This is a genomic window from Pseudomonas sp. TE3-3-F2023, from assembly GCF_036784815.1.
GTDB classification, from domain to species: Bacteria; Pseudomonadota; Gammaproteobacteria; order Pseudomonadales; family Pseudomonadaceae; genus Aquipseudomonas; species Aquipseudomonas pudica.
Genome location: NZ_CP145113.1, coordinates 4,150,107 through 4,173,915 on the forward strand (window position 1 = coordinate 4,150,107; position 23,809 = coordinate 4,173,915).

The window sequence follows — 23,809 nt, forward strand, 5'->3', positions numbered from 1 at the left end:
CAGGTGAACGCTACCGCCCGGCCAACCGCGCGCGGTAGCTGCCGGGGCTCTGCCCGGTCCACTTCTTGAACGCCCGGTGAAACGCACTGGGCTCCTGGAACCCGGTCTGCTCGGCAATCTCGGCAATGCTCAGTTCCCCTTCGCGCAACCGCTCGAAGGCCATTGCCCGGCGCACCTCGTCCTTGATCTGCTGGTACGAACGCCCTTCCCGCTCCAGCTGGCGACGGAAAGTGCTGGCACTGATCCCCTGCTGCTGCGCCAGCGCCGCCAGGGTCGGCCACTGCCCATAGCGCCGCGCCCGCAGGTGCCGGTACACCTCGGCCACCAGCCCGTTCTGGTTGCGAAAGCGAATCACCAGCCCCTGCGGCGCGCTGCGCAGGAAGGTTTTCAGGGCTGCCAGGTCCTGCACCACTGGCAGGCGCAGGTAGGCGCTGTCAAATTCCACCTCGGTGCGCCCGCTGCCCAGGCGCAGGTCCGGCCCCCACAGCAGCAGGTCGTCCTCCTGGGCCGGGCGCGACACCGCCAGCTCGGTGCGGTCGATGGCGATCCGCCGCCCGGCCAGCCAGCACAGCATGCCGATCATCAGCACCAGGTAGGTTTCCTCGGCATACACCCGGGTCAGCGGGTCGGCGATGCTCGACTGCACACTGATCAGCGCCCGCCCGCCACGCAGCGTCAGGCTGCCGCGCAAATCGCGCAGGAACAGGCCAAAACCGCCCATGCACTGGCGCAAGGCCTTCTCCAGGTTCGGCTCCAGGATCAGGCCCCGGCAGATCAGGGCGAAGCTGCCCGGTGGCATGCCATGGCTGTCGAGGCGGAAGAACTCGTCGTCCAGGTGCTGGATCATCGCCAGCCACAGCTGGGCGAAGGCCTTGGCCGGTACACGAGCCTGAGGTTGCTCGAGCAGTTGCGGGTCGATGCCCACCGCGCGCAGCTGCGCATCGCGTTCGGCGGGGCAGTCGCGCAGGGCGTGGAGCATGGCATTGAGGAAGTACACGGCGACCGAATCGCTATCGCGCATGGCGGTTTTCGCTGTCTATGCTGAGTGGCAAAAAGTGCCAGGTTGTCTGAACAGTTCCGGCATAGGCTGCAACAGAGCCTTTGCCTAGACTCGGTCCCACTCCGGGATCGCCGGCCATTCTCGCAGAGCCTGGCCCGGTCCCGCCATGCCTTCGCAATCGGAGCCCCTATGAGCAGCGCAGAAATCTACGTCGTCAGTGCCGTCCGTTCAGCCATTGGTGGCTTTGGCGGTTCCCTCAAGGACCTGCCGCTGGCCGACCTGGCCAGCGCCATCACCCGTGCCGCCATCGAGCGCTCGGGCGTGGCCGCCGAGCAAGTCGGCCACCTGGTGATGGGCACGGTGATCCCGACCGAACCACGTGACGCCTACCTGGCCCGCGTGGCGGCAATGAACGCCGGCATCCCCAAGGAAACCCCGGCATTCAACGTCAACCGCCTGTGCGGCTCGGGCCTGCAGGCCATCGTATCAGCGGCACAATGCCTGCTGCTGGGCGATACCGATGTGGCCGTGGCGGCGGGCGCCGAATCCATGAGCCGTGGCCCGTACCTGCTGCCGCAGGCACGCTGGGGCGCTCGCATGGGTGACCTGCAAGGCATCGACTACACCGTCGGCGTGCTGCAGGACCCGTTCGAGCACTTCCATATGGGCATCACTGCCGAGAACGTTGCGGCCAAGCACGGCATCACCCGCGAAATGCAGGACGAACTGGCCCTGACCAGCCAGCGCCGCGCCGCCCGCGCCATTGCCGAAGGCCGCTTCGCCAGCCAGATCGTCCCGCTGGAACTGAAAACCCGCAAGGGCAGCGTGCAGTTCAGCACCGACGAGCATGTGCGTGGCGAGGTGACCGCCGAACAACTGGCAGGGATGAAGGCCGTGTTCAAGAAAGACGGCACCGTTACCGCCGGCAACGCCAGTGGCATCAACGACGGCGCTGGCGGCCTGGTACTGGCCAGTGGTGATGCGGTGCGCCGCCTGGGCCTGAAACCGCTGGCACGCCTGGTGGGCTATGCACATGCCGGCGTGGAGCCTGAACTGATGGGCCTTGGCCCGATCCCGGCCACCCGCAAGGTGCTGGAGAAGACCGGCCTCAAGGTGCAGGACCTGGACGTGATCGAGTCCAACGAAGCCTTCGCCGCCCAGGCCTGCGCCGTGGCTCGCGAACTGGGCTTCGACCCGGAAAAGGTCAACCCCAACGGTTCGGGCATTTCGCTGGGTCACCCGGTGGGCGCCACCGGCGCGATCATCGCCACCAAGGCCATCCATGAGCTGCAGCGCATCCAGGGCCGCTACGCCCTGGCCACCATGTGCATCGGCGGTGGCCAAGGCATCGCCGTGGTCTTCGAGCGCGTCTGAGGGAGACTGACACATGAGCATTGAACAGATTGCCGTGATCGGCGCCGGCACCATGGGCAACGGCATTGCCCAGGTGTGTGCGGTGGCCGGCTACCAGGTGCTGTTGGTGGACGTTTCCGACGCTGCGCTGGAGCGCGGCGTGGCCACCTTGAGCAAGAACCTCGAGCGCCAGGTCGGCAAAGGTACCCTCGACGCCGACAAGGCGGCAGCCGCCCGCACCCGCATTCGCACCAGCACCGACTACACCCAGCTCAGCAGTGCGCAGATGGTGATCGAGGCCGCCACCGAGAACCTGCAGCTCAAGCAGCGCATCCTGCAGCAGGTGGCTGCCAACGTCGCCGCCGACTGCCTGATCGCCACCAACACCTCGTCGCTGTCGGTCACCCAGCTGGCGGCCAGCATCGAGCACCCCGAGCGTTTCATCGGCGTGCACTTTTTCAACCCGGTGCCGATGATGGCGCTGGTCGAGATCATTCGCGGCCTGCAGACCAGCGACAGCACCTACGCCCAGGCGCTCGTGGTGACCGAAAAGGTCGGCAAGACCCCGATCACCGCCGGCAACCGCCCGGGGTTCGTGGTCAACCGCATCCTGGTGCCGATGATCAACGAAGCGATCTTCGTGCGCCAGGAAGGCCTGGCCAGTGCCGAGGATATCGACACCGGCATGCGCCTGGGTTGCAACCAGCCGATCGGCCCGCTGGCCCTGGCCGACCTGATCGGCCTGGACACCCTGCTGGCAATCATGGAGGCCTTCCATGAAGGCTTCAACGACAGCAAGTACCGCCCTGCCCCGTTGCTCAAGGAAATGGTCGCGGCCGGTTGGCTGGGGCGCAAGAGCGGCCGCGGTTTCTTCACCTACTGAGGAGCGAACGCCATGCCCCCGGTCAATGCCGCGATGCGCTGTGCCAACTTCGAAGAGCGGCGTGACCGGGCCATGGCGCTGTTTGCCGAAAAGGGCTTTGGCCAGGTCAGCATGCGCGAGCTGGCAGCCCATGTTGGGCTTACCGCAGGCTCGCTGTACCACCACTTTCCCAGCAAGCAGGACTTGTTGTACGACCTCATCGAGGAGTTGTACGAGGAGCTGCAGGCCACCCTGGACCAGGGGCGGCGGGCCATGGCACGCGGGGCGTCGGCGTTGAGCAGCCTGATTGCCGCACATTGGCAGCTGCATGCCGAACGGCCCATGCAGTTTCGCCTGGCAGAGCGCGACTTCTGTTGCCTGAGCGAAGACCAGCAGGCACGCCTGGCCTTGTTGCGCAAGCGCTATGAGGCGGGGTTGCTGAGGTTGATCGCACCGCAGGCGAAGTTGCAAGGGGAAGCCCTGGTGGCCACGGCGCATGTGGTAGCGACGCTGCTGAACCAGTTGCCGGGGCTGTTGAAGGCCTTGCCCGAAGAACAGGGGCTGGGGTTGATGGAAAGCATGCTGGTGGGTGGGCTGGAGCGGACACTGCGCTAGCCTGTTCCGGCCCTTTCGCGGGTAAACCCGCTCCCACAGGAACTGTGCAAACCTTGAGACTTGCACAGTTCCTGTGGGAGCGGATTTACCCGCGAAAGGGCCAGTGCAGGCTAGCGCAGAAGCGACTGGATCTGCTCGTGCAAGGTATCCAGGTCGAACGGCTTGGCCAGGATCGGTGCCTTGTGGGTGATCGGGCTGCCGGATTCGAGAATCTCCGCCGGGTAGCCGCTGATGAAGATCACCTTCAGGTCCGGCCGCAATTTCACCGCCGGCTCGGCAATGTCCACCCCGGAAATCCCGCCCGGCAAGCGGAAGTCCGTCACCATCAGGTCCAGGTGCGGCTTGCTCGCCAGGATCGCGAATGCCTGTTCACCATCTTCGGCCACCAGCACGTGGTAGCCCTCCCCTGCCAGGTAATCACGCAGGATCATGCGAATCGCCGGTTCGTCCTCGACCACCAGTACTACGTCTTGTGCATCTTCACTCATGTCAACGCCTTGAAATACTTACAGCTGGCCATCAGACCCCAGTCTCAGGCAGAGGTTGCCCGTGCCTGGTCGTTTTGTTGTTCGTAGGTTGCCAGTGGCAATTGCAAGGTGAAGGTGGCCCCTTTGCCCTCTTCACTCTGCACCAGTATGCGCCCGCCATGGGCCTGGACGATCTGCTCCGATATGTACAGCCCCAGGCCCAACCCACCACTGGCTTGCTGGGTGGCGACCCGCTCGAACTGCTGGAAGATGCGCTGCTGGTTGGCCACGCAGATGCCGATGCCATGGTCCTGCACCTGTACGCAAGCCAGGCCGTCCTGCTCGAACACCCGTACCTGCACCGGCTTGCGCTCACCATAACGCAAGGCATTGGACAACAGGTTGGCCAGCACCTGCTCGATGCGAAACTCGTCCCACTCGCCTTGCAGCGGCTCGCAGCGCTGCAACTCGATATGGGTTTCCAGTGCGCTGGCCTGGGCGGCAAAGTTCTCCACCAGGCCACGCACCAGCAGGCTCAGGTCGAACGCCTTGGGCCGCAGCGACAGTTTGCCGGTGCGGATGCGCGACACATCGAGCATGTCTTCGACCAGGCGGATCAGGCTGTTGATCTGGCGCTCGTCGCGCTCGACCATGGCCTGCAGCTTGTCGCCGCTGAAGGCGGCCAGGTTGCCGCGTGCCAGGTGCAGCTTGCGCAGCTGGGTTTCCAGGATCAGGCCATTGAGAGGGGTGCGCACCTCATGGGACACGATCGACATGAAGTCATCGCGCATACGCACGGCATGTTCCAGTTCAGCCCGCGCCGTTTGCAGCTGGGCCAGCAGCAGCTCCTGCTCCTGGCGGCTGCGTTCAAGGGCCTCCAACTGGCGGTCGAGCACCTTGCGCTGGCGGTACAGGTCGACGAACACCGACACTTTGCTCTTCACCGCCAGGGTGTCGAGCGGCTTGTGCAGGAAGTCCACCGCGCCGCTTTCATAACCCTTGAACGCGTAGTTCATCTCGCGCCCGGCGGCAGTGACGAACACGATGGGGATGTTGCGGGTCTTTTCCGTGCCGCGCATCAGCTCGGCCAGCTCGAAACCGTTCATGCCCGGCATCTGCACGTCGAGGATGGCCAGGGCGAACTCGTGCTCGAGCAACAGCGACAACGCTGCCTCGGCCGACTGGGCCTGGTGCACCTCGCGGTCTTGGCCCTGGATCAGGGCGTCGAGGGCCAGCAGGTTTTCTGGCAGGTCGTCGACGATCAGCAGTTTTGCGATGGTGTGGCTTAGCATGCGCTGGGTTCCAGGGCCGCGAGCAATTGCTCGATGCCACTCAGAGAAAGAATATGGTCGGGCTGGTGCAGGGCCAGTGCGGCCTCCGGCATCAGCGCCACCTGTGCGTCGCAAGGGTCCTGGACCACGGTCCGTCCCCCGTTGCGCTTGATATAGGCCAGGCCTTCGGCGCCATCTTCGTTGGCGCCGGTGAGCAGCATGCCCAGCAGGCCGGCTCCGTAGGCATCGGCCGCCGACATGAACAGGTAGTCGATCGCCGGCCGGGAAAAATGCACCGGCGGCTCCTGGCTCAGCGACAGGGTCAGGTCACGCTCCACGGACAGGTGGTAACCCGGCCCGGCCACGTAGATCTGCCCGGCGCGCAGCGGCTGCTTGTCACGGGCTTCGCACACTGGCCGCCGCAGGCGGCGCTGCAGCACTTCGGCCAGCTGGCTGTGGCGGTCATCCGGCAGATGCAGCACGCATATCACCGGAATGGCGACGCCGGCCGGCAATGCGCCCAGCACGCTGAACAGCGCCGTCACGCCGCCCGCAGAGGCGCCGACTACCATCGCGCGTACGCCTTTCATGACTTGCGGTAGATCCGTTCGGGCTTGACCAGCGGCTCGAAACGCTCGCTGTAGGCGGAAAAATCCACCGATTCCTTGCTGCCCAGCACCAAAAAGCCGCGGTGACACAGCGACTCGTGGAACAGGCCCAGGGCGCGGTCCTGCAGCTCCTTGTTGAAGTAGATGAGCACGTTGCGGCACGACACCAGCTGGGTTTCGGAAAACACGCTGTCGGTGGCCAGGCTGTGGTCGGCGAAGGTCACGTTGTCACGCAAGGTACTATCCATGATGGCGTTGCCGTAGGCCGCGGTGTAGTACTCGGCAAAGTCACGCCGGCCGCCTGCGATGCGATAGTTTTCGGCGTACTCGTGCATGCTCTGCATCGAATAGATGCCCTGCTTGGCCTTGTCCAGCGAATGCGGATTGATGTCGGTGGCATAAATAATGGTGCGTTCCAGCAGGCCCTCCTCGCGCAGCAGGATGGCCATCGAATACACCTCCTCGCCCGTGCTGCAACCGGCAATCCACACCTTGATCGAAGGCCAGGTGCGCAGCAGCGGCACCACTTCGTTGCGCAGCGCCAGGTAGTGCCCCGGGTCGCGGAACATCTCGCTGACCGGGATCGTCAGGTACTGCAGCAACTGCATGAACATGCCAGGGTCGTGCAGCACGCGCTCCTGCAGCGCCGACACCGTGAGGCAGTCGAACTGGCGCAGCGCATGCAGGATCCGACGCTTGATCGACGCGCCGGAATAGTTGCGGAAATCGTAGCTGTACTTGAGGTAGATGGCCTCGATCAGCAAGCGGATTTCGATATCGGTGTTACGTTCGCTAGTCAAATTCGCTCCAGTTGCGGCAGCCACACACGGATCAGCGAGAACAAACGGTCCAGGTCGATCGGTTTGGCCAGGTAATCGTTGGCGCCGGCCTGCAGGCAACGCTGCTGGTCATCCTTCATCGCCTTGGCGGTCACGGCAATGATCGGCAGCTTGCGCCAGCGCGATTGCTGGCGGATCAGCCGGGTGGCCTCGAAGCCGTCCATCTCCGGCATCATCACGTCCATCAGCACCAGGTCGATGTCGTCATGCTGCTCCAGGCGCTCGATGGCTTCGCGGCCGTTGCGGCCGATTTCGACGATCGCACCCTTGTGCTCCAACGCGCTGGTGAGGGCGAAGATGTTGCGCACATCGTCGTCCACCAGCAACACCTTGCGGCCTTCGAATACCTTGTCGCGGCTGCGCGCGGTCTTGAGCATGCGCTGGCGTTCGTTGGACAACTGCGACTCGACCTTGTGCAGGAACAGCGTCACTTCGTCCAGCAGGCGCTCCGGCGAACGGGCGCCCTTGATGATGATGGAGCGCGAATACTTGAGCAGATCGGCTTCTTCTTCGCGGGTCAGGTTGCGCCCGGTATACACGATCACCGGCGGGAAGGCACGGATATCCTCGGCGGTCATGCGCTTGAGCAGCTCGTTGCCGAGCATGTCGGGCAGCTTGAGGTCGATGATCATGCAGTCGTAGATGTTCTCGCGCAGCAACGCCAGGGCATCCTGGGCCATGGCCACGGCGGTGATCTCGACATCGTCGTCGCCGATCAGGCGCGCAATGCTCTCGCGCTGCAGGTCGTCGTCCTCGACCAGCAGGATGTGCTTGAGCTTCTGGGTCAGCTTGGCCTCCAGGCGGGCGAACACTTCCTTCAGTTGTTCGCGGCTGGTGGGCTTGACCGCGTAGCCGACTGCGCCCATGTGCATGGCAGCCTCGACCCGGTCCTCCACCGAAATGATATGCACCGGGATGTGCCGGGTGCTCGCCTGCTCCTTCAGGCGTTGCAGCACGGTCAGGCCGGAATGGTCAGGCAGGCGCATGTCCAGCAGGATGGCATCGGGGATGTACTGGGCGGCCAGTTCGAAGCCCTCGTCGGCGCCCTGCGCCACCAGGCAGCTGTAGCCCAGCTCGTGGGCCAGGTCGAAGAGGATGCGGGCGAAATTCGGTTCGTCCTCGATAACCAGAATGCAGCGGTTGCCGAACGGCGCACGCTCGCGGTCGTCGTCAAACACCGGTGCCTGCCGTTTCGGCGCCGCCACCGCCGGTGCCTGCGGCGGGGGTGGCAGGCTGTCGACCGCCGGGCGCAGGCTGAGCGGCTCGATATCCTGCGCCACCCGCTCATAGCGCTCCGGCAGGATCAGGCTGAACACGCTGCCCTGGCCGGGGCTGCTGTCGACGTTGATCTGCCCGCCCAGCAGGTGCGCCAGGTCGCGGGAAATGGACAGGCCAAGGCCGGTACCGCCATAACGGCGGTTGCTGGTGCCATCGACCTGGTGGAAGGCGCCGAAGATTGCCTGCTGCTGGTCGGCGGCGATGCCGATGCCGGTATCGCGCACGGCGAAGACGATGCCGGTGCCAGGCTGGTAACCGATGTTCAGGCTGACCTGGCCGCGCTCGGTGAACTTGATGGCGTTGGACAACAGGTTCTTGAGAATCTGCTCCAGCCGCTGGCGGTCGGTGAACAGAGTGGCCGGCACCTGCGCCTCGGCGGTCACCTCGAAGGCCAGCCCCTTGTGCCCGGCCAACGGCTCGAACATGCCACGCAGGCCTTCGACCAGGCGTTCCACCTGGGTGTTTTCGGGGCGCACTTCGAGCTTGCCGGCTTCCACCTTGGCGATGTCGAGAATGTCGTTGATCAGGTTGAGCAGGTCGTTGCCGGCCGAATAGATGGATTCGGCGAACTTGACCTGCTCGTCGCTGAGGTTGCCCTCGCCGTTCTCCGCCAGCAGCTTGGCCAGGATCAGCGAACTGTTCAACGGCGTGCGCAGCTCGTGGGACATGTTGGCGAGGAATTCGGACTTGTACTTGCTCGAACGCTGCAGCTCCTCGGCGCGCGCCTGCAGCTCGTCCTGGGCCTGGAGCAGTTCGTCGTTCTTGCGGTCCAGCGCCTCGGTGCGCTCGGACAGTTGCTCGTTGGTCTGCTCCAGTTCCGCCTGCTGGGTTTCCAGGTGGGCCTGGGACTCCTTGAGCACGCGGGATTGCTCTTCGAGCTCTTCGTTGGCGGTTTTCAGCTCTTCCTGCTGCACTTGCAGCTCTTCGTTCAGTTGCTGGGTCTCGGCCAGCACTTCCTGCAGGCGTTGCCGGTAGCGAGCGCTTTCGATGGAGATACCGAGGTTGCCACGGACCCGCTGCAGCATCTCTTCGTCACGCTCCTGCAGCGGCCGCAGGAAGCCCAGCTCCAGCACGCCGTTGATCTGCCCGTCATCGCTGCAGGGCATCAGCATGGCACTGCGCGGCAGGCCCCGGCCCAGGCCGGAACTGAGGTGGAAATAGCCTTCGGGCAAGTCGTCCAGGCGCAGCAGCCGCGCTTCGCGCACGGCCTGGGCCAGCAGGCCTTCGTGATCGCCCAGCACCTGCTCGCGTGCCTGCTCCTCGGCATCCAGGCCATAGCTGGCCACACGCACCAGGCGGCCATGTTCGTCGCGCACATACAACGCGCCGACCACGCTGCCCAGGTAACCGGCGAAGAAGCGCAGGATGTTGTCACCGAGCATGGGCAGGGTCAGCTGGCCGAGCACCTGTTCGGCCAGTTGCGTCTGCCCGTTGCGCAGCCATGCCTGGTATTCCAGGTGTTCGGCCGCGCGCTGCTGGGCTTTCAGGTTTTCGTCATAGCTACCGGACAGCGCCAGCAGGTCGCGCCGCCCGAGGTAGGCCAGCAAGGCGCTGAGGCCGACGATGAACAGCACGAAGGACGACATGACCGTGACGGTCACACTGTTGACCCGCTCGTTGCGCGCCATGCGCAACTGTTGTTCGCTGGCGATCAGGTTGTCGAACTCCTTGCGGATCTCGTCGGTCAGGCGCTTGCCGCGGCCGTTGCCGATCAAGGCGCTGTAATCACCCTGGCTGCGGCGCAAGTTGATCATCTCGCTGCCGAAGGTGTTCCACGCCTGCTGCAGGGCGATCAGCCGGTCGATGCGTTCGACCTGCTGCGGGTTGTCCTCGACCATGCCGCGCAGGCTCTGCAGGCTGCCGAAGATGCGTGGCTTGGCCACCTCGTAGGGGTCGAGGAAACGCTCGTCGCCGGTGATCAGGAAGCCACGCATGCCGGTTTCCATGTCGATCGACAGTTTGACCGTTTCGTTGGCATTGCCGATCACCCGGTCGGTGTGCTCGACCCACTGCAAGGCCGAAAGCAGGTAGTTGATCACCGCGACAAAGGCAACGGCCCCCAGCAGGCCAACCCCCAGGGGTAGGCCGACGTTGCGGCTCAACAGCTTGCGGAAGCTCCGCTGGTCCATCGTGGCTACTTGAATCATGTGAAAACGCCCGAGCAAGTAAAGTCCATTGAAAGTGTGGCAAATCGATCGTTGTAGTTGTCTGCCGCTGCTCTGTCCCGTAAAGCGAGTCTAACCAGCTTTGACGGGTCTGGCAGGGCATTTAGCCAGTATTTGAAGGTAGCGTGCGCCAAACGTTCCATCTGATTGCAGTGCCCGGTATCCTCGGGAACTTCTGCTGCCATCTGGAGCACAGATTAAAGACATTCATTAGCACAGGATCCGAACCATGCACCTTCTGGTAGTCGAAGACGACGACATCGTACGCATGCTGATGGTCGAAGTGCTCGACGAACTGGGCTACACGGTCATCGAGGCGGCCAGTGCCGACGCGGCGCGGCGCATTCTCGAGGACCCGGGCCAGGAGTTGGCGCTGATGCTGACCGACGTGGGGCTGCCGGACATGCGCGGCGAAGAGTTGGCCGGCAAGGCGCGCGAGCTGCGCCCGCTGCTGCCGGTGCTGTTCGCCAGTGGCTATGCCGAGAACATCAAAGTGCCGGAGGGCATGCACCTGATCGGCAAGCCGTTCAGCATCGACCAGTTGCGGGAGAAGGTGCAGGCCCTTCTGGGTAACCCCTGAAGTCGGCGTCTCCTGCTTCGCGGGCTTGCCCGCTCTCACAGGAACGCGCGCCCCTGAAGCTGGCGCTGTACCTGTGGGAGCGGGTTCACCCGCGAAAGGGCCGGAACAGGTAACACACCTCACAGCTCCCTGCGCAACAAGTAGCTATCCATGATCCACCCCTTGCGCGCCCGCTCCCGCTCACGCACTTCCACTATCTGCGCCTTTACCGCCTGCAATGGCCCGGCAATCAGCACCTCATCCGCGGTCCCAAGGTACGCCCCCCAGTAGATCATCAATGCCGGATCATCGAGCCGGGCAAACGCGCACTGCCCGTCGAGCATCACCAGCACATTGTCGATCTGCCCCTGCCCGGCCAGGCGCCGCCCCGGCAATACGGTCAACGGCTCACCGATGCGGTTGAGCGGCACCTGATGGCGCGCCGCCAACGCCTGCACGCTGCTGATGCCCGGAATTACCCGCAGGCGCAGCGCCACACCACGCTCGCGGACCAGGCCAAGTATGCGCAGGGTGCTGTCGTAAAGCGTCGGCTCGCCCCACAGCAAAAAAGCGCCGGTTTCACCGTCGCCTATCTCCTGTTCGATCAGTTGGGCATACAGCGCTGCGCGCTGCCGGTGCCAGTCCTGCACCGCGCCCAGATAGTCATCCGCCTGGCCATCGCGTGCAGGGTCGGCCACCTGTACCAGGCGGTAGCCGCCCTCGGGCCTGTAGCGTTGCAGGATGGCCTTGCGCAGGTGCACCAGTTCGTCCTTGTCGCCGCCCTTGTCGAGTACGAAGAACACGCTGGCCTGGCGCAGCGCATCGACCGCCTCGTAGGTGACCTGGCGCGGGTCACCCGGGCCGATGCCGATCAACAACAGGTCTTTCATTGCCCTGCCCTTTGCGGGAACCAGCAGCCATTGTCAGGTGGCTGCCGGTATTTGGCAAAGCGCCCCATCAGAAGACGGAGAAGTTGTAGCTGACAATCACCCGAGTCTCGTCCATGTCACGCGCCCACTTTTCATAGTTGCTGCGGTAAGTGGAATTACGCAGGCGCACACTGACATCCTTGAACGTGCCACTTTGCACCTGGTACTTGAACTCGGTGTCGCGTTCCCACTCTTTGCCTTCGGCCGTGCTGCCCGGCACCTTGATATTGTCACCGTTGATGTAGCGGGTGAAGAAGGTCAGGCCGGGCACGCCCAGGGCCTTGAAGTCATAGTCATAACGCACCTGCCAGGAACGTTCCTGGGCGGCGGCGAAATCGTTGACCTGGGCATAGTTGACCAGGTACGGGTTGGTGCCATCCAGGTATGGCATGGCACTGTCGCCATACATGCGCTGCCAGCCGGCACTGAGCTTGTGTCCACCCAGGCTGTAGCCGAACATGCCGCTGAACGCGCGATGGTCGATTTCGCCGGCGCGGGCATTGCCGATGTCGTCACTCTTGATCAAGCGCAGGTCTGCCGTCAGGCTGCCCACGGCCAATGGCTGGCTGGCCACCAGGCCGAGGAAGTGCTGGCGGTAGATGTTCTCCAGCTTGGCCACCTGGTACTGGGCGCTGAAGCGCTCGTTGAAACGGTAATCGACACCGGCCAGGTCAAAGTGATCAGCCTCGATATCGCAGGCATAGCGCTTGTTCTTGCAATGCACCCGAATGTCCTGGCGGTCGGTGGAATCCCGTGCGGTGTACTTGTCCAGGCGGGCCAAGGTGAACTTCAGGTCGCGCACTTCTTCGGAGGTGAGCATGGCGCCATGGAACATGGTCGGTAGCAGGCGACCATCGTTGTACTTGAGCAGCGGCAAATCCGGCATCATCGAACCGTACTTGAGCACGGTATTGGAAACCTTGACCTTGGCCGCCAGGCCCATCTTCGCGTACTGGTCCGCCGAGTGCCGTGGGTCATGGCCGGAAGACGGCAACAGGCCGCTGTTACTGTCCGCCGGGCTGGAGTCAAGTTTGAAGCCGAACATGCCCAGCGCATCCACACCAAAACCTACCGGCCCCTGCGTATAACCCGACTGTACATTGAGGATGAAACCTTGTGCCCATTCTTCGCGTTTGGACGCACCCTGGCTGGAACTGCTGTGGCCGTCACGAAAATCCCGGTTGAAATAGACATTGCGTGCTTCGACCTTTGCACTGCTGTCTTCAAGAAAACCGGCGGCCTGGGCATTGACGCCGGCACACAACAGGAACAGGCCGGCAACACGACGCCCGGGGGCGAGGGGGAAAGGGGCAAACATGGGAGAGAACATCCAGAATCAAGGCGAGTAAACAACCTGTGGCACGTACTGGCCACGGTACTGCGAGGGGGCCGGACAATAGCCAGCCATCATCTGAAATGATCGCGCGAAGGCTCTGGCATGGGCCATTGGACCATGGTCTAAGCAACCCGCAAGGCAACCGCGGAAAAACCGGAAAATACCGCGCACAAAACTAGGAAAGTTCCCGGCTTACTTACAAAAAGTTTGCAGTTTACCCAGTACCCACGAATGACTACACTCGATATCAGCGAACAGCGGAACCCACCCGCGTGGCCGGCGTTTTTATTCTTCTTCAATGTTCGTCACGCCCTGCCACGACCGACGTACAGGAGTGATTACAGTGTCCAGACTTGCAGAGTTTCGTGCTGCCGAAAAAGCGCTCCAGGAACAGATGGCGCAACTGGAAGCGTTGAAAAAGGATGCCGGCCTCAAACGCGAAATCGAATTCGAGCAGAAACTAGTCGGCCTGATGAAAAGCTACGACAAGAGCCTGCGCGATATCATCGCCATCCTCGACCCGAAGGCAGTGGCCCGGGTTACCAGTGCAGCGCCCAAGCAACAGCGCCGCGCGCGCGTGGTGAAGGTTTACACCAACCCGCACACCGGCGAGCGGATCGAGACCAAAGGGGGCAACCACCGTGGGCTCAAGGCCTGGAAAGAACAATACGGAGCCGCCACGGTAGAAAGCTGGGTACGCTGATGAAACGTCCACACGTACTTCACACTTTTTTCACAAGGGCTGGCTCAGTATCGAGACAGCTAAAGGACTAGCGACCCCATCACGCGCCCGCACATGCGGGCCTCTAATTCCAGCGCCCTGCCTCGTGCAGGGCGCTTTCATTTGCGCAATCGACACACTGCCGTATCATGGCCAGCCTGTCTGTTTTGCCGGCGCCCTGCGCCCGGCCCCGTCTCAGGAGTTCCCATGAGCCTGCACGATCTGCAAACCCTGCCTGGCGTCACCGCCCAACCGGACGCCGCCACTGCCCAGTTTGTCTTCAACCACACCATGCTGCGGGTCAAGGACATCGAGAAGTCCCTGAACTTCTACACCCGCGTGCTGGGCTTCCGCCTGGTGGACAAGCGCGACTTCCCCGAAGCTGCCTTCAGCCTGTACTTCCTGGCCCTGGTCGACCCGGCGCAGATCCCGGCCGATGACAACGAACGCCACCAATGGATGAAGTCGATCCCGGGCGTGCTGGAGCTGACCCATAACCACGGCACCGAAAACGATGCCGAATTTGCCTACCACAACGGCAATACCGACCCACGCGGCTTTGGCCATATCTGCATTTCGGTACCAGACGTACGCGCTGCCTGTGCACGCTTCGAGGCACTGGATGTACCGTTCCAGAAACGCCTGCAGGACGGGCGCATGAACCACCTGGCCTTCGTCAAGGACCCGGATGGTTACTGGGTTGAAGTCATCCAGCCGACCGAACTCAAAGGCTGAGCGCTCATCGCGGCTCGCTCGTCGGGCCGGGAACTCCCGGCCCCTTGCTGTGGTATATGAAGGTAACTGCTTCACATGCCACAGCGAGGTAAGGACGATGCAATCTCTTCACTGTGAATATCGCAAGCACACCATCACCGCCAGCGTGATGCCCCACCCCGATTCCCCCCTGCCCTATGCCGCCGGGTGCCTGATCACCGACCCCGACGGACACACCAGCAGGCGCATGTCGATGCCGATGAAGTTCTTCTCCGACCTCGAGAACGCACAGCATGTGTCGCTGGCCCATGGCCGGGCGCTGGTCGACCAGCAGCTGGATGAAGGGCACAAGGTGTTCTGACCTTGTCGATGCCTGTACCGGCCTCTTCGCGGGTAAACCCGCTCCCACAGGGGTAATGCCGCCGCTACATTCCGGCACTATCCCTGTGGAAGCGGGTTTACTCGCGAATGGGCCGGCACAGTAATAATCAGATATCCCGGGCGTACGCCACCGCCGCCTCCACCTGTGCCCGGGTCGGCCGCACCCCGGTGTACAGCACGAACTGCTCCAGCGCCTGCAGCGCGATCACCTCCAGCCCGGTGATCACCGGCTTGCCCAGCGCCCGCGCCCGGCGGATCAACGGTGTGCTCTCTGGCATCGCCACCACGTCGAACACTCGCGCCGCCGCCGCAATGGCGTTCTCGGAAAACGCCAGTTCCTCGGCCTCGGGGCCGCCCGCCATGCCGATCGGCGTCACGTTCACCAGCATGGGTGGGCACAGGTCCTCCAGCTCCGGCACCCAGCGATAACCACAGACATCCGCCAACTGCCGCCCGGCCTGCTCGTTGCGCGCAACGATGATGCCTTCGGCGAACCCGGCGTCGCGCAAGGCACTTGCCACGGCCTTGGCCATGCCGCCACTGCCGCGCAAGGCAAACGCCGTGGTCGGGTCGACCTGGTGCTGCGCCAGTAGCTGGCGCACGGCCAGGTAATCGGTGTTGTAGGCCTTCAGGTGGCCATTGGTATTGACCAGGGTATTGACCGACTCGATGGCCGCCGCCGATGGGTCGATCTCGTCGACCAAGGCCATGCAGGCCTCCTTGTACGGCATCGATACACCACAACCGCGGATACCCAAGGCGCGAATACCCGCCACCGCCGCCGGCAGGTCATCGGTGCGCATGGCCTTGTAATAGAAGTCCAGGCCCAACTGCTGGTACAGGTGGTTGTGGAACCGTACCCCGAAGGTGCCGGGGCGGCCGGCCAGGGAAATGCACAGCACGGTGTCTCTGCTGGGAGTTGTCGACATAACCTGCTCCTTTGCCATAACTGAAACGTTTGTTCAGCGTAACAGAGGTAACCGCTGGTCGTCGCTTACACAACCTTTACCGTTCCCCCATGCTCAGCTGTACTACCAGCCGTACTACGCGCCAGTACCACCGCCCCCGGGCTACCGAACCTACTACGGCCCGCCACCGGTGTATTACGGCCCGCCGCGGTGGTAAATGTTGATAGAACCAATGACCACTATCGAGGAAGTTAATTTCAAACCGCCCCGGCTGCTGCGTAAGGTAGGGCCATGTTTTACAGGAGGTCCACATGGCCACTATCCAGATCATGTCCGTCGTCGGCAGTGCCGTCCCCGCTTCGCTGCGTCAGCAGGGCCTGCTGGCATGCTGGTACCTGGTGCGCAACGGCGAAGCCGTAAGCGGCCCGATGCCTACCCTCGCCTCGGCCCAGGCGCTGGTCGAACAGTTGCAACCAGGCACCCTGGTCGCCTGACCCGTATTTGTTGTGCGTTGCTCCCTACGCCCTTCTGGCCCGCCTACCTGGCGGGTCTTTTTTTGCCTGGGCGCTACGCCTGCACCTCCCCGCTGCAGGCGATGAACATTGCCAACAACGCGGCCAATTGGTGCTCATGCTGACCGTAGCCAGCGCCAGGCAGGCTGGCCCAGATGGGCGCGGCCTTGGCAATGGCCTGGGTAATGTGGCCGGCCTTGATCAGTGCCAGTGCGCCGCACTCGCTCAGCAACTTGATTGCCGCAAGGTCCTGGGCCTCAGGGGTAAAGCGGCCATTGAAGCCATAAGTGCTCACGATGGCATCCCAGGTACCGGCCAGAATCTGGTACCGCCCCGCTGCGGAGCTGTGGATGCCGTAGCTGGGCAACCATACCTTCTGCCTCGGGTGCCCTCTGTAGTCATTGAAAAGCTGACCGCCGACCAGGACGTTGTAGCCATCATCACTGGCAACGATGGTCGAGGTACCCTCGGACCAGGCCAGCATGTCCAGGAATGCGAGCACGTTCGCGCCGCCGGCAGCGGCAGAATCCAATCGAGCCATGTTGTCTCCATACAGAAAAAGGCCCATACGCATGGGCGTGAACAGAATTTGTCTTGCGGGCCGCCTCACTCACCCTGCTTCCCGCGCAGGCGGGCGACCCCCTCACCCTGGACGATGACCTGCCGGGGAGGATGGCTGCCCCGACTGGTCAGCGCTTCGATCTTGCCCTCGAGGCGCCCTACGGTGACCACCAGCTCATTGCGTTCCTTGGCAAACTGATCGGCCCTGGCCTGCGCTTCCCTTCGTGCGTCACGCTCGATGTCGAGCAGCTCGTTCAGGCGCCGGACCACGCCAATATCAGCGTTGTCCATGGCACGGTCAGCCGCATCCCTGGACAGCCACTTGCGCAGCCAGAGGAATGCACCCAGCAAAACGGTGCCTGTTCCGCCCAGCCAGGTGATGGTGCCTGGGCCGAGGTCAGTCGGATCCATGAAAACCTCATTTCCGATGGTGATGTCGTAAGCCCTGGAGAACAGCTTCTCGGAGGCTTTCCTTGCTTGCATATTAAATTTAGCCTACAGCTAATGTAATGACAAGCGAAATTTAGCTTTGAGCATATTTAGCAGCGAGCTAAACACTGGCATGCTTCGCCCCATGGACATCTACGAAATTCGCAAGCACAACCTGGTCAAGCTGATCGGCAGCCAGAGGAAGGGATCCTGCGCAGAGCGCTGGGGGATGGCGCCTGCGCACCTGAGCCAGATCCTTTCGGACAAGACAGCGAAGAACCTGGGCGATGACGTGGCCCGCAGAATCGAGGGCATCGAAGGCCTGCCGCGGGGGTGGTTCGACGCGATGGCAGCGGGCGACCAGGCGCAGTCGCCGGTCGAGGCTGGCGACAGCAAGCTTTCCGCGGCCGACCTGGTGAAGCAGATGCTTGCCAGAAGCGGCAGAGGCATCCCTGAAGAAACCCGGCAAAGGCTACTGGCCGCCGCTGAGGAGCCGGCAGACTCGACGCTGGTGGCAGCTGAACTTGTTCGGCCAGGCCTGGTGGGCGACGAAGTGTGGATTGCCCACTACGACGTCCGTGCGGCAATGGGCGGCGGGCAGATTCCCCACGACTACCCCGAGATGTTCAAGGATGTTCGCGTCAGCCCAAGCCATCTGCGTGAGTTGGGCGTGGAGTTCAGCGAGCACCACCACTTGAAGATGGTGACCGGCTGGGGCCAGTCGATGGAGCCGACCATCAAGCACCGCGACCCGCTGATCGTGGACGTCAGCATCCGCGAGTTCGTCGGCGATGGAATCTACCTCTTCTCCTGGGGCGACCACATCTACATCAAGCGGCTGCAGATTGCCGACGAAGACCATTTCGAGATGATTTCCGACAACTCGCGGCACAAGGACCGCGTGATTCGCCGGGAAGAGACCTACATCCAGGCACGGGTGCTGCTGGTGTGGAATGCGCACCTTGTGTAAGCGTCATTGATCTAGCGGGGTACTGCAGGAGCAGCCGTGTGATGCGAACAGGCCAGTACTGACAAGGCATGCCTGTCCCGGCCTTTTCGCAGCACAAGGCTGCTCCTACGAAGCGGGCATTTTCCGATGTTCAGAAAGGTGCCGCCTCCTCTACCGGCTGCTCGCTGTCCTGCTCGACGATAAAGTCTTCGCGCTCCTCCACGCTGCCGCGCTCCCAGCGCACCGTCACGCTCTCGTCGTCGTTGAAGGTCAGTTCCAACTCGGGCGTCTCGGCCAGCAGGCCCATCACCTCCTCCCACTCGGCATCACCATCGGTATCCAGGCGATGTACCGTCACCCAACGCTGCGTCTGCGCGAGCGGGTGGTTGATCATCGCTGATACCCGCAAGCTCAGCCGCTCCATTCCGGTCATTTCCTGGCGCTGATGGGGCGTCGACTTCATCTGCTTAGACATATTGTTATCCTGACAGCTGTATATTCGTACAGTATTCGAGGAAAGCTTATCTCACTGGCAAATCAAGCGTAAAGCCCCGCTGCGGAAAATTTTCGCCAACAGGTAATTTGTCGCCCGGCGAAATAATTTTAGCCATGAGCTATTGACACAAATTTAGCGTGAGGCTAAATTTCGTTCCAGCAGCCGCCACCGTGCTGCTGTGGCATCAACCGTCATTTCATTCAGGAGTTACACCATGAGCGTAGATATCCGCAACCTCACCATCGCCGTTCCGGTAGCCGAATCATCGATCAGCACCGTAGCGGGCGAACTCACCGGCAGCGAAGCGATTGCCCTGTACCCGACCTACGTGACAGTGCTCAGCGATGGTTCGGTCCAGTTGTTTGCCCCCACCAAAGGCGCCTCGAGCAAAAGCACCCGCAGGACCCGCTGCGAATGGTCGGAGCCCAGATACTGGACCCTGGGCAGCGCCCCAGATCACTGGAATCGTCAGGAGATGACGCTGACCAAGGTCAACTGGGCGCAGAAGGTGGTCATTGCGCAGATGCACGTCTACGGGGACGACAGCCCGCCCGTGAAGGTGTTCTGGAAGAAGGGCGACATCACCCTGGGGTTTCGACAGACCTACAACCAGGCAGATCCCGTAAATTCCACGGTGCTCAAGGGGGTACCGCTAGGGGCGAAGTTCGAGGTGAGCATCCACGCCACCTCCGCAGGCGTGGTGAACGTCACAGCCAGGTGCAATGGAGTGAGCGGTTCGTCCGGCGATCTGCAGTTCGACAGCACCTGGGCTTCGCAGCTATTCGAATTCCATGGCGGGGTCTACAACCAGGTGGACTACACCGATACCACGCCTGCCGATGACGGCTCGATCTGCATCATCAGCGACCTCTCGCTGATCCATGCCTGAACCCAGGCAACCGGCAAGGCATCCCGATGCCCCTGCCCCCCAGTGCAGGTTGCATCGGGATCGCCGTGCGCGGTCATGATTTGCGGTCGCCCTCGGGCGCGATACTCATGGCTGGCGGGCTGATCCAGCGGCAGGCCGAGCGAGGTTGTACTGTTGGCTTCGACAGAATGATGATAGGAAAGAACTGGTACCGGATTAAATTTCGTTCACGTTGCGCCCTTTAGTCATAAGGCATTCGACAGCAAATCAGCCATACTCCAGAGATGTTTTTTGCGTTTTGGCAAGTTTATGAAAGTGGAGAAAGCCCGTGTTTACGGGCCTTCCAGCCCTCCCCACCACACTGCATCCCTCGCGAAAACACAGCTATTGGTACGAAAATTGGTACGAAGTGGCTGTACGCCCATCCAGCGCTTTTCCGGAGCCACTATGCCCTCTTCGGCCGACATCACCATGCAGTTTTATAGGGGTGTTTGGCGGTGCTTGAGGGATGATTTTACTGGACAAAATACCCCTACACCCTCCTCCATTCCCCTATTAGTGGTATCAAAATTGGTATCGGCTCGGAATCACTGGAGTAGGCGGGTAAGCGAGAAAAGGCGTATTATCCAGCCACCTCAAAAGCCTTGATCGCCGTGCTGCAGCCGAAATAGAAAAGCACAAACGATCCCACTACTAAAATCACGGCAACCCAGCGCAAGGCCTCCCCGATCTTCTGGCTGAATTCCCCAAACTCCCCACTCATAGCTGCCTGGCATACGTAGGCAACACATGCACCTATGCCGGTAAACAGCACTCCCCACGTGAAATAGCCAAGTGAGCAAGCAAGCAAAGATTTGGCAGCTAGCCCTGGAAACCTAGACCAAGCATTCCCTAGAAATGCCAAGAACGCGACAGCGGCTCCGCCGTTGATGAGCAACGCACTTTTGATAGCAAGATGAGAGGTCCCGATGGTTGCTCGCAACATCTCCAAATTGCTTTCGTGGTCTCGCTGGTTTGAAGCCTGCCAATCAGAGAGATCTGACTTGAATTTCTCCAGCGCTGCTTGAGCGTGCTCGACACCAGTCGGCGTGGTTTGATCTTCCTGTTCTATCAGATCAATCAGCTTGGACAGGCTATCCAGTGAAACCTCAGACAACCCATTCTGCTTGGCTGCGTCTACTTGAGTTCGAAGAATCGATATAGCATCACTTGTGACCATCGCACATCCTGACATCGCGGCTAATCGCCAGATTCTGTAGTGTGGACGGCATCGCTGCAAGAGGTCGGAACCAGATCCTAACCTGGCGACCGAAAACGTCCGTGAAATAAGTCGAAATTTGTCAACGGATTTCAAGACCGTGGTATGAGCGCCCGGTTCATGCGGTTCCAAAGGCGATATCGATTCCAAAACTAAAACGAAATGGCTCCGCTACAGGCCGCATGCAGCAAGGGTCGCCACTTCTGTTTTGGAATCGATTTTTGTAAGGTTTACGCTGCGCCAGAGAGGCGATAGAACCCTACCTAACCAAAGGTTTTGTGAATGTCGAAGCCGCTTGATGTTATCGTAGAAAAACGACGTACTGTGCACACTTACTCGGAACTTTGGCATGCCTCAGAATGCGTACTCAACGTAGGCCTTTCGAACCCGGAAGGCTCGTCATGGCAATTTTTGTCCAGCATCTTGCTAACGGCGTTCACATTCGAAGCATATCTGAATCACCTTGGATCTCGAACCATGGATCGATGGAGCGATTATGATCGCCTTCCGACTGATGAAAAATTCAACCTGCTCTGTCGGGAAATTGGAGCGACCTTTCCACTAGGTTCTGGGGCCAGACCGCTGCAGACGATAACGGAGCTTTTCAAGTTCAGAAATACGATCGCGCACGGCAGAACTACGGAGCTCAACCCGCCACCGCTTAAAAGGAATGTAGGCAATTATCTGGCCGCACATCATGAGCTGTTGAGCACCCCTTGGGAGCGATGCATTAAGGACAGCTCTTTCGCCATACGCGCTCGAGAGGACGTAGCGCTAGTTTTGGCAAAGCTTCATGAGGCGTCCAAAGATGAAGAAGCCCTTTTTTCCTCAGGCATGAGCCATCACAGCGCAACACTTGTCGTCAGCTAGCGGGCTTGCCTCCAGTAATGCAGCAGTAGCGGAAATAATCGACCTCAGACCGCGACCAATGCGGCCTGCGAATCGAGCCTGTCTAATATGGTTCTGCCAGTTTCAGCGACTTTCGCCCAGCAAAACCGAGATGCTTTTGAGCGGTTTTAGACACCTGAACCACCCTCCCCGGCGTTCTGCCGAACGATTCCCTTCCTTTGTGTAGCTGCTCACTGCTTGTCGGGTCGCAGGCACCTTTCCTGCCCGACAAACTCCATCGGGAACAACCCGAAGCTGAGAGGTGGCCGTCATGCAGCCCCCGACGGTACCGTGCCCTGAACGCATCGCGCCGCAGCTCGTTACGCTGGTCGGCCGGCCACCCGCCGGCGCCTGGCGATACGAGATTAAGTATGACGGGTACCGGATGCTGGCCAGGATCGATGGCTCGGTTCAGCTGCTCACCAAGAACGGGTACGACTGGACGGACCGTATGCCGCTGGTGGCCGCGGACCTGGCCCGGATGGCCGTCCACTCGGCCTGGCTCGACGGCGAGGTGGTTGTGCAGGATGACGATGGCCGGCGGCGGGCATCAGTTTGGAGAGCGACATGGAGCCGCAGTAGGCGGGGCGAATGCCCTAGGAGGCATTGTGTACGAGGTGTTGGTTGAAGCGGAGGCCAGTGTGCTGCAATGCGAGATCACCGACCTCGTTGACGAGCAGTCGAAGACCGGCGCCTGGTCGAGCGACTGGGACGCCCATGGCTACAGGGAGTTAGAGTTCCGTGTGGTCTCCGGTCAGTGGCTCGATCCAGACGGTACATCCCATGACCTGGGCATGAACGGCTGCGCAGAAGTTGTCGACCGATACGCCGAGTTCATCGAAGAAGAGTTATGGGCGCCCTGCCCTGCCGATTCAATGAAAAGGTGGCAAATTCTTTCCGCCCTTTTCCCGAAGCACAAGTGACCGAGACGCTGGGCTTACGGTTCAACACCATCTTTTGCCTTTATCGATGGAGCACCTTGAGCATCAGCGAGCCAGTTGGCAATGGCGCGTGCGACAATGCACGAACACTCAACCATCATCATGTGCTGTTCTCCTTCGATTAGATGCAGCGTCGAACCTGCTATTCGATCGGCTGTTCGCTTCATCGCGCCTTCTCCGAAGAACTGGTCATCCTTTCCGCCAATAACCAAAGTCTGTGCCTCGATGCTGTTCAGCCAATCTGCACGCTCGCCGGAACATTCCAACAAAGCATTCAGGTAACGAACAATCGTTTGGGTATTCCCCATTCGCTGAGCCAGTCGCTTACGACCAAGCCAAAGTGCCGCGCGTAGCAAGGCGTTTCGCCATGGGCGCCGAAAGACAGTAGTGAAACTTTCCATCAATGCAACGTAATCTTGAGCCAGGACGTGGGACACTTGCTGACGAACCAACCCCCTGCCGGTTTCGCCAAGCTCGTGAGCGCTTGAAACAAGAATGAGCCTGCGGACAAGGGCAGCGTTCCGAGAAGCGAGGCGCAATGCCAGGATGCCCCCGAATGATATACCGACCAGGATAATGGGCCCAAATCGTCGAGCGACCAGCTCCGCCATACGTTCCGCAAGTATCTGCAAGGTCGCACCTGGTACTGCATCGGGATACCCAAGCAAGACGAACGAAGTATTTGCAGGCAGAATTCGGGCGATTCGCCGACAATCCCTGCGCTGACGGCGAGGCGTCTGCTGCCGCATAAATCCTTGTCCACCGTTAATCACAACGACTTCCGGCGGCTTTTCTCCAAAATGAGTGTACGGGATACCACGCGCTTCGCAGAACTGGATAACGGGACCTGTTGCCTGCGATTCGGTGCCTGGACGTAAAGGATATTTCGAAAACATAATCT

The 23,809-nt window shown here is 61.4% G+C and carries 27 protein-coding genes; 13 read left to right on the forward strand and 14 right to left on the reverse strand.

Going from position 1 to position 23,809, the window contains the following annotated elements; genetic code table 11:
* Window positions 1-10 precede the first annotated feature (10 nt).
* Complete coding sequence (locus V3314_RS18770; protein WP_108481490.1) at window positions 11-1,021, reverse strand: AraC family transcriptional regulator; 1,011 nt, start codon at window positions 1,019-1,021, stop codon at window positions 11-13.
* Between the two features lie 168 nt (window positions 1,022-1,189).
* Between V3314_RS18770 and V3314_RS18775 the strand changes: the two genes are divergently transcribed.
* From V3314_RS18775 to V3314_RS18785, 3 genes are read left to right on the forward strand one after another with little or no spacing between them, the layout of a single operon-like run.
* Window positions 1,190-2,374 (forward strand): acetyl-CoA C-acyltransferase family protein, encoded by a 1,185-nt coding sequence (locus V3314_RS18775; RefSeq protein ID WP_046615194.1) that lies wholly within the window; start codon window positions 1,190-1,192, stop codon window positions 2,372-2,374.
* A gap of 13 nt (window positions 2,375-2,387) precedes the next feature.
* Window positions 2,388-3,236 (forward strand): 3-hydroxybutyryl-CoA dehydrogenase, encoded by an 849-nt coding sequence (locus V3314_RS18780; RefSeq protein WP_046615193.1) that lies wholly within the window; start codon window positions 2,388-2,390, stop codon window positions 3,234-3,236.
* Window positions 3,237-3,248: 12 nt separating this feature from the next.
* Window positions 3,249-3,830: a TetR/AcrR family transcriptional regulator gene (locus tag V3314_RS18785; RefSeq protein ID WP_046615192.1), complete on the forward strand. Its 582-nt coding sequence runs from the start codon at window positions 3,249-3,251 to the stop codon at window positions 3,828-3,830.
* 110 nt (window positions 3,831-3,940) lie between these two features.
* Here the strand turns inward: V3314_RS18785 and V3314_RS18790 are convergent, their stop codons facing one another.
* From V3314_RS18790 to V3314_RS18810, 5 genes are read right to left on the reverse strand one after another with little or no spacing between them, the layout of a single operon-like run.
* Window positions 3,941-4,318 carry a response regulator gene (locus V3314_RS18790; RefSeq protein ID WP_338459483.1) on the reverse strand — a complete coding sequence of 126 codons (378 nt, stop codon included), beginning with the start codon at window positions 4,316-4,318 and terminating at the stop codon, window positions 3,941-3,943.
* Between the two features lie 44 nt (window positions 4,319-4,362).
* Window positions 4,363-5,589, reverse strand: a complete 1,227-nt coding sequence (locus V3314_RS18795; protein ID WP_046615191.1) for a hybrid sensor histidine kinase/response regulator — start codon at window positions 5,587-5,589, stop codon at window positions 4,363-4,365.
* A complete protein-coding gene (locus tag V3314_RS18800) occupies window positions 5,583-6,158 on the reverse strand; it encodes a chemotaxis protein CheB (RefSeq protein ID WP_046615190.1) in 576 nt (191 codons plus the stop codon). Before V3314_RS18800 ends, V3314_RS18795 begins: the two co-directional genes overlap by 7 nt.
* Window positions 6,155-6,976, reverse strand: coding sequence for a protein-glutamate O-methyltransferase CheR (locus V3314_RS18805; RefSeq protein WP_046615189.1), 822 nt, complete (start codon window positions 6,974-6,976; stop codon window positions 6,155-6,157). The genes V3314_RS18800 and V3314_RS18805 overlap by 4 nt, the downstream gene beginning before the upstream one ends.
* Window positions 6,973-10,440 (reverse strand): response regulator, encoded by a 3,468-nt coding sequence (locus V3314_RS18810; protein WP_338459485.1) that lies wholly within the window; start codon window positions 10,438-10,440, stop codon window positions 6,973-6,975. The genes V3314_RS18805 and V3314_RS18810 overlap by 4 nt, the downstream gene beginning before the upstream one ends.
* A 247-nt stretch (window positions 10,441-10,687) precedes the next feature.
* Between V3314_RS18810 and V3314_RS18815 the strand changes: the two genes are divergently transcribed.
* A complete protein-coding gene (locus V3314_RS18815) occupies window positions 10,688-11,038 on the forward strand; it encodes a response regulator (protein ID WP_046615187.1) in 351 nt (116 codons plus the stop codon).
* Window positions 11,039-11,157: 119 nt separating this feature from the next.
* Here the strand turns inward: V3314_RS18815 and cobF are convergent, their stop codons facing one another.
* Complete coding sequence (gene cobF / locus V3314_RS18820; protein ID WP_046615186.1) at window positions 11,158-11,907, reverse strand: precorrin-6A synthase (deacetylating); 750 nt, start codon at window positions 11,905-11,907, stop codon at window positions 11,158-11,160.
* A gap of 67 nt (window positions 11,908-11,974) precedes the next feature.
* Window positions 11,975-13,264: an OprD family porin gene (locus tag V3314_RS18825; protein WP_338459486.1), complete on the reverse strand. Its 1,290-nt coding sequence runs from the start codon at window positions 13,262-13,264 to the stop codon at window positions 11,975-11,977.
* Window positions 13,265-13,625: 361 nt separating this feature from the next.
* On the opposite strand from V3314_RS18825, the gene V3314_RS18830 reads away from it, so the two are divergent.
* The 3 genes from V3314_RS18830 (at window position 13,626) to V3314_RS18840 (ending at window position 15,078) form a co-directional block, all read left to right on the forward strand.
* Window positions 13,626-13,985: a histone-like nucleoid-structuring protein, MvaT/MvaU family gene (locus tag V3314_RS18830; protein WP_046615184.1), complete on the forward strand. Its 360-nt coding sequence runs from the start codon at window positions 13,626-13,628 to the stop codon at window positions 13,983-13,985.
* Between the two features lie 225 nt (window positions 13,986-14,210).
* The gene (gene gloA, locus V3314_RS18835; RefSeq protein WP_338459488.1) at window positions 14,211-14,738 is read left to right on the forward strand and encodes a lactoylglutathione lyase; all 528 of its coding nucleotides are present in this window, start codon (window positions 14,211-14,213) and stop codon (window positions 14,736-14,738) included.
* 97 nt (window positions 14,739-14,835) lie between these two features.
* Window positions 14,836-15,078, forward strand: a complete 243-nt coding sequence (locus V3314_RS18840) for a hypothetical protein (RefSeq protein WP_013973119.1) — start codon at window positions 14,836-14,838, stop codon at window positions 15,076-15,078.
* 127 nt (window positions 15,079-15,205) lie between these two features.
* On the opposite strand, the gene V3314_RS18845 is transcribed toward V3314_RS18840, so the two are convergent.
* On the reverse strand, window positions 15,206-16,027 hold the full coding sequence (locus tag V3314_RS18845; RefSeq protein ID WP_046615182.1) for a shikimate 5-dehydrogenase: 822 nt from the start codon (window positions 16,025-16,027) through the stop codon (window positions 15,206-15,208).
* A gap of 290 nt (window positions 16,028-16,317) precedes the next feature.
* Here V3314_RS18845 and V3314_RS18850 point away from each other — a divergent pair, with 290 nt between their 5' ends.
* Window positions 16,318-16,500, forward strand: coding sequence for a hypothetical protein (locus tag V3314_RS18850; protein WP_025338686.1), 183 nt, complete (start codon window positions 16,318-16,320; stop codon window positions 16,498-16,500).
* A 73-nt stretch (window positions 16,501-16,573) separates the two neighbouring features.
* Here V3314_RS18850 and V3314_RS18855 read toward each other — a convergent pair whose 3' ends face one another.
* Window positions 16,574-17,059: a glycoside hydrolase family 104 protein gene (locus tag V3314_RS18855; RefSeq protein ID WP_085599233.1), complete on the reverse strand. Its 486-nt coding sequence runs from the start codon at window positions 17,057-17,059 to the stop codon at window positions 16,574-16,576.
* 65 nt (window positions 17,060-17,124) lie between these two features.
* A complete protein-coding gene (locus V3314_RS18860) occupies window positions 17,125-17,490 on the reverse strand; it encodes a hypothetical protein (protein WP_046615180.1) in 366 nt (121 codons plus the stop codon).
* 163 nt (window positions 17,491-17,653) lie between these two features.
* On the opposite strand from V3314_RS18860, the gene V3314_RS18865 reads away from it, so the two are divergent.
* The gene (locus V3314_RS18865) at window positions 17,654-18,478 is read left to right on the forward strand and encodes a S24 family peptidase (RefSeq protein WP_046615179.1); all 825 of its coding nucleotides are present in this window, start codon (window positions 17,654-17,656) and stop codon (window positions 18,476-18,478) included.
* A gap of 130 nt (window positions 18,479-18,608) precedes the next feature.
* Here the strand turns inward: V3314_RS18865 and V3314_RS18870 are convergent, their stop codons facing one another.
* On the reverse strand, window positions 18,609-18,932 hold the full coding sequence (locus V3314_RS18870) for a DUF1654 domain-containing protein (protein WP_046615178.1): 324 nt from the start codon (window positions 18,930-18,932) through the stop codon (window positions 18,609-18,611).
* Window positions 18,933-19,167: 235 nt separating this feature from the next.
* Here V3314_RS18870 and V3314_RS18875 point away from each other — a divergent pair, with 235 nt between their 5' ends.
* On the forward strand, window positions 19,168-19,842 hold the full coding sequence (locus V3314_RS18875; protein WP_046615177.1) for a polysaccharide lyase family 7 protein: 675 nt from the start codon (window positions 19,168-19,170) through the stop codon (window positions 19,840-19,842).
* A gap of 601 nt (window positions 19,843-20,443) precedes the next feature.
* Here the strand turns inward: V3314_RS18875 and V3314_RS18880 are convergent.
* Entirely contained in the window at window positions 20,444-21,040 is a 597-nt protein-coding gene (locus V3314_RS18880; protein ID WP_338459489.1) for a hypothetical protein, read from the reverse strand.
* A 321-nt stretch (window positions 21,041-21,361) separates the two neighbouring features.
* On the opposite strand from V3314_RS18880, the gene V3314_RS18885 reads away from it, so the two are divergent.
* From V3314_RS18885 to V3314_RS18895, 3 genes are all read left to right on the forward strand, one after another.
* Complete coding sequence (locus V3314_RS18885; protein ID WP_153670799.1) at window positions 21,362-21,949, forward strand: hypothetical protein; 588 nt, start codon at window positions 21,362-21,364, stop codon at window positions 21,947-21,949.
* Window positions 21,950-22,352: 403 nt separating this feature from the next.
* Window positions 22,353-22,595, forward strand: a complete 243-nt coding sequence (locus tag V3314_RS18890; protein ID WP_338460321.1) for a hypothetical protein — start codon at window positions 22,353-22,355, stop codon at window positions 22,593-22,595.
* Window positions 22,576-22,890: a hypothetical protein gene (locus tag V3314_RS18895; protein WP_338459490.1), complete on the forward strand. Its 315-nt coding sequence runs from the start codon at window positions 22,576-22,578 to the stop codon at window positions 22,888-22,890. Before V3314_RS18890 ends, V3314_RS18895 begins: the two co-directional genes overlap by 20 nt.
* A gap of 14 nt (window positions 22,891-22,904) precedes the next feature.
* Here the strand turns inward: V3314_RS18895 and V3314_RS18900 are convergent, their stop codons facing one another.
* Window positions 22,905-23,804, reverse strand: coding sequence for an alpha/beta hydrolase (locus V3314_RS18900; RefSeq protein WP_313853149.1), 900 nt, complete (start codon window positions 23,802-23,804; stop codon window positions 22,905-22,907).
* Window positions 23,805-23,809 lie beyond the last annotated feature (5 nt).

Bases quoted from the DNA above. Each gene is read 5' to 3' on its own strand.
- V3314_RS18885 (WP_153670799.1), top strand. From the start codon at position 21,362: ATGTCGAAGCCGCTTGATGTTATCGTAGAAAAACGACGTACTGTGCAC.
- V3314_RS18790 (WP_338459483.1), bottom strand. From the start codon at position 4,318: ATGAGTGAAGATGCACAAGACGTAGTACTGGTGGTCGAGGACGAACCG.
- V3314_RS18900 (WP_313853149.1), bottom strand. From the start codon at position 23,804: ATGTTTTCGAAATATCCTTTACGTCCAGGCACCGAATCGCAGGCAACA.
- V3314_RS18795 (WP_046615191.1), bottom strand. From the start codon at position 5,589: ATGCTAAGCCACACCATCGCAAAACTGCTGATCGTCGACGACCTGCCA.
- V3314_RS18870 (WP_046615178.1), bottom strand. From the start codon at position 18,932: ATGTCTAAGCAGATGAAGTCGACGCCCCATCAGCGCCAGGAAATGACC.
- V3314_RS18780 (WP_046615193.1), top strand. From the start codon at position 2,388: ATGAGCATTGAACAGATTGCCGTGATCGGCGCCGGCACCATGGGCAAC.
- V3314_RS18840 (WP_013973119.1), top strand. From the start codon at position 14,836: ATGCAATCTCTTCACTGTGAATATCGCAAGCACACCATCACCGCCAGC.
- V3314_RS18860 (WP_046615180.1), bottom strand. From the start codon at position 17,490: ATGGATCCGACTGACCTCGGCCCAGGCACCATCACCTGGCTGGGCGGA.
- cobF (WP_046615186.1), bottom strand. From the start codon at position 11,907: ATGAAAGACCTGTTGTTGATCGGCATCGGCCCGGGTGACCCGCGCCAG.
- V3314_RS18855 (WP_085599233.1), bottom strand. From the start codon at position 17,059: ATGGCTCGATTGGATTCTGCCGCTGCCGGCGGCGCGAACGTGCTCGCA.
- V3314_RS18800 (WP_046615190.1), bottom strand. From the start codon at position 6,158: ATGAAAGGCGTACGCGCGATGGTAGTCGGCGCCTCTGCGGGCGGCGTG.
- V3314_RS18815 (WP_046615187.1), top strand. From the start codon at position 10,688: ATGCACCTTCTGGTAGTCGAAGACGACGACATCGTACGCATGCTGATG.
- V3314_RS18785 (WP_046615192.1), top strand. From the start codon at position 3,249: ATGCCCCCGGTCAATGCCGCGATGCGCTGTGCCAACTTCGAAGAGCGG.
- V3314_RS18890 (WP_338460321.1), top strand. From the start codon at position 22,353: ATGCTGGCCAGGATCGATGGCTCGGTTCAGCTGCTCACCAAGAACGGG.
- V3314_RS18880 (WP_338459489.1), bottom strand. From the start codon at position 21,040: ATGGTCACAAGTGATGCTATATCGATTCTTCGAACTCAAGTAGACGCA.
- V3314_RS18865 (WP_046615179.1), top strand. From the start codon at position 17,654: ATGGACATCTACGAAATTCGCAAGCACAACCTGGTCAAGCTGATCGGC.
- V3314_RS18850 (WP_025338686.1), top strand. From the start codon at position 16,318: ATGGCCACTATCCAGATCATGTCCGTCGTCGGCAGTGCCGTCCCCGCT.
- gloA (WP_338459488.1), top strand. From the start codon at position 14,211: ATGAGCCTGCACGATCTGCAAACCCTGCCTGGCGTCACCGCCCAACCG.
- V3314_RS18770 (WP_108481490.1), bottom strand. From the start codon at position 1,021: ATGCGCGATAGCGATTCGGTCGCCGTGTACTTCCTCAATGCCATGCTC.
- V3314_RS18810 (WP_338459485.1), bottom strand. From the start codon at position 10,440: ATGATTCAAGTAGCCACGATGGACCAGCGGAGCTTCCGCAAGCTGTTG.
- V3314_RS18775 (WP_046615194.1), top strand. From the start codon at position 1,190: ATGAGCAGCGCAGAAATCTACGTCGTCAGTGCCGTCCGTTCAGCCATT.
- V3314_RS18825 (WP_338459486.1), bottom strand. From the start codon at position 13,264: ATGTTTGCCCCTTTCCCCCTCGCCCCCGGGCGTCGTGTTGCCGGCCTG.
- V3314_RS18875 (WP_046615177.1), top strand. From the start codon at position 19,168: ATGAGCGTAGATATCCGCAACCTCACCATCGCCGTTCCGGTAGCCGAA.
- V3314_RS18845 (WP_046615182.1), bottom strand. From the start codon at position 16,027: ATGTCGACAACTCCCAGCAGAGACACCGTGCTGTGCATTTCCCTGGCC.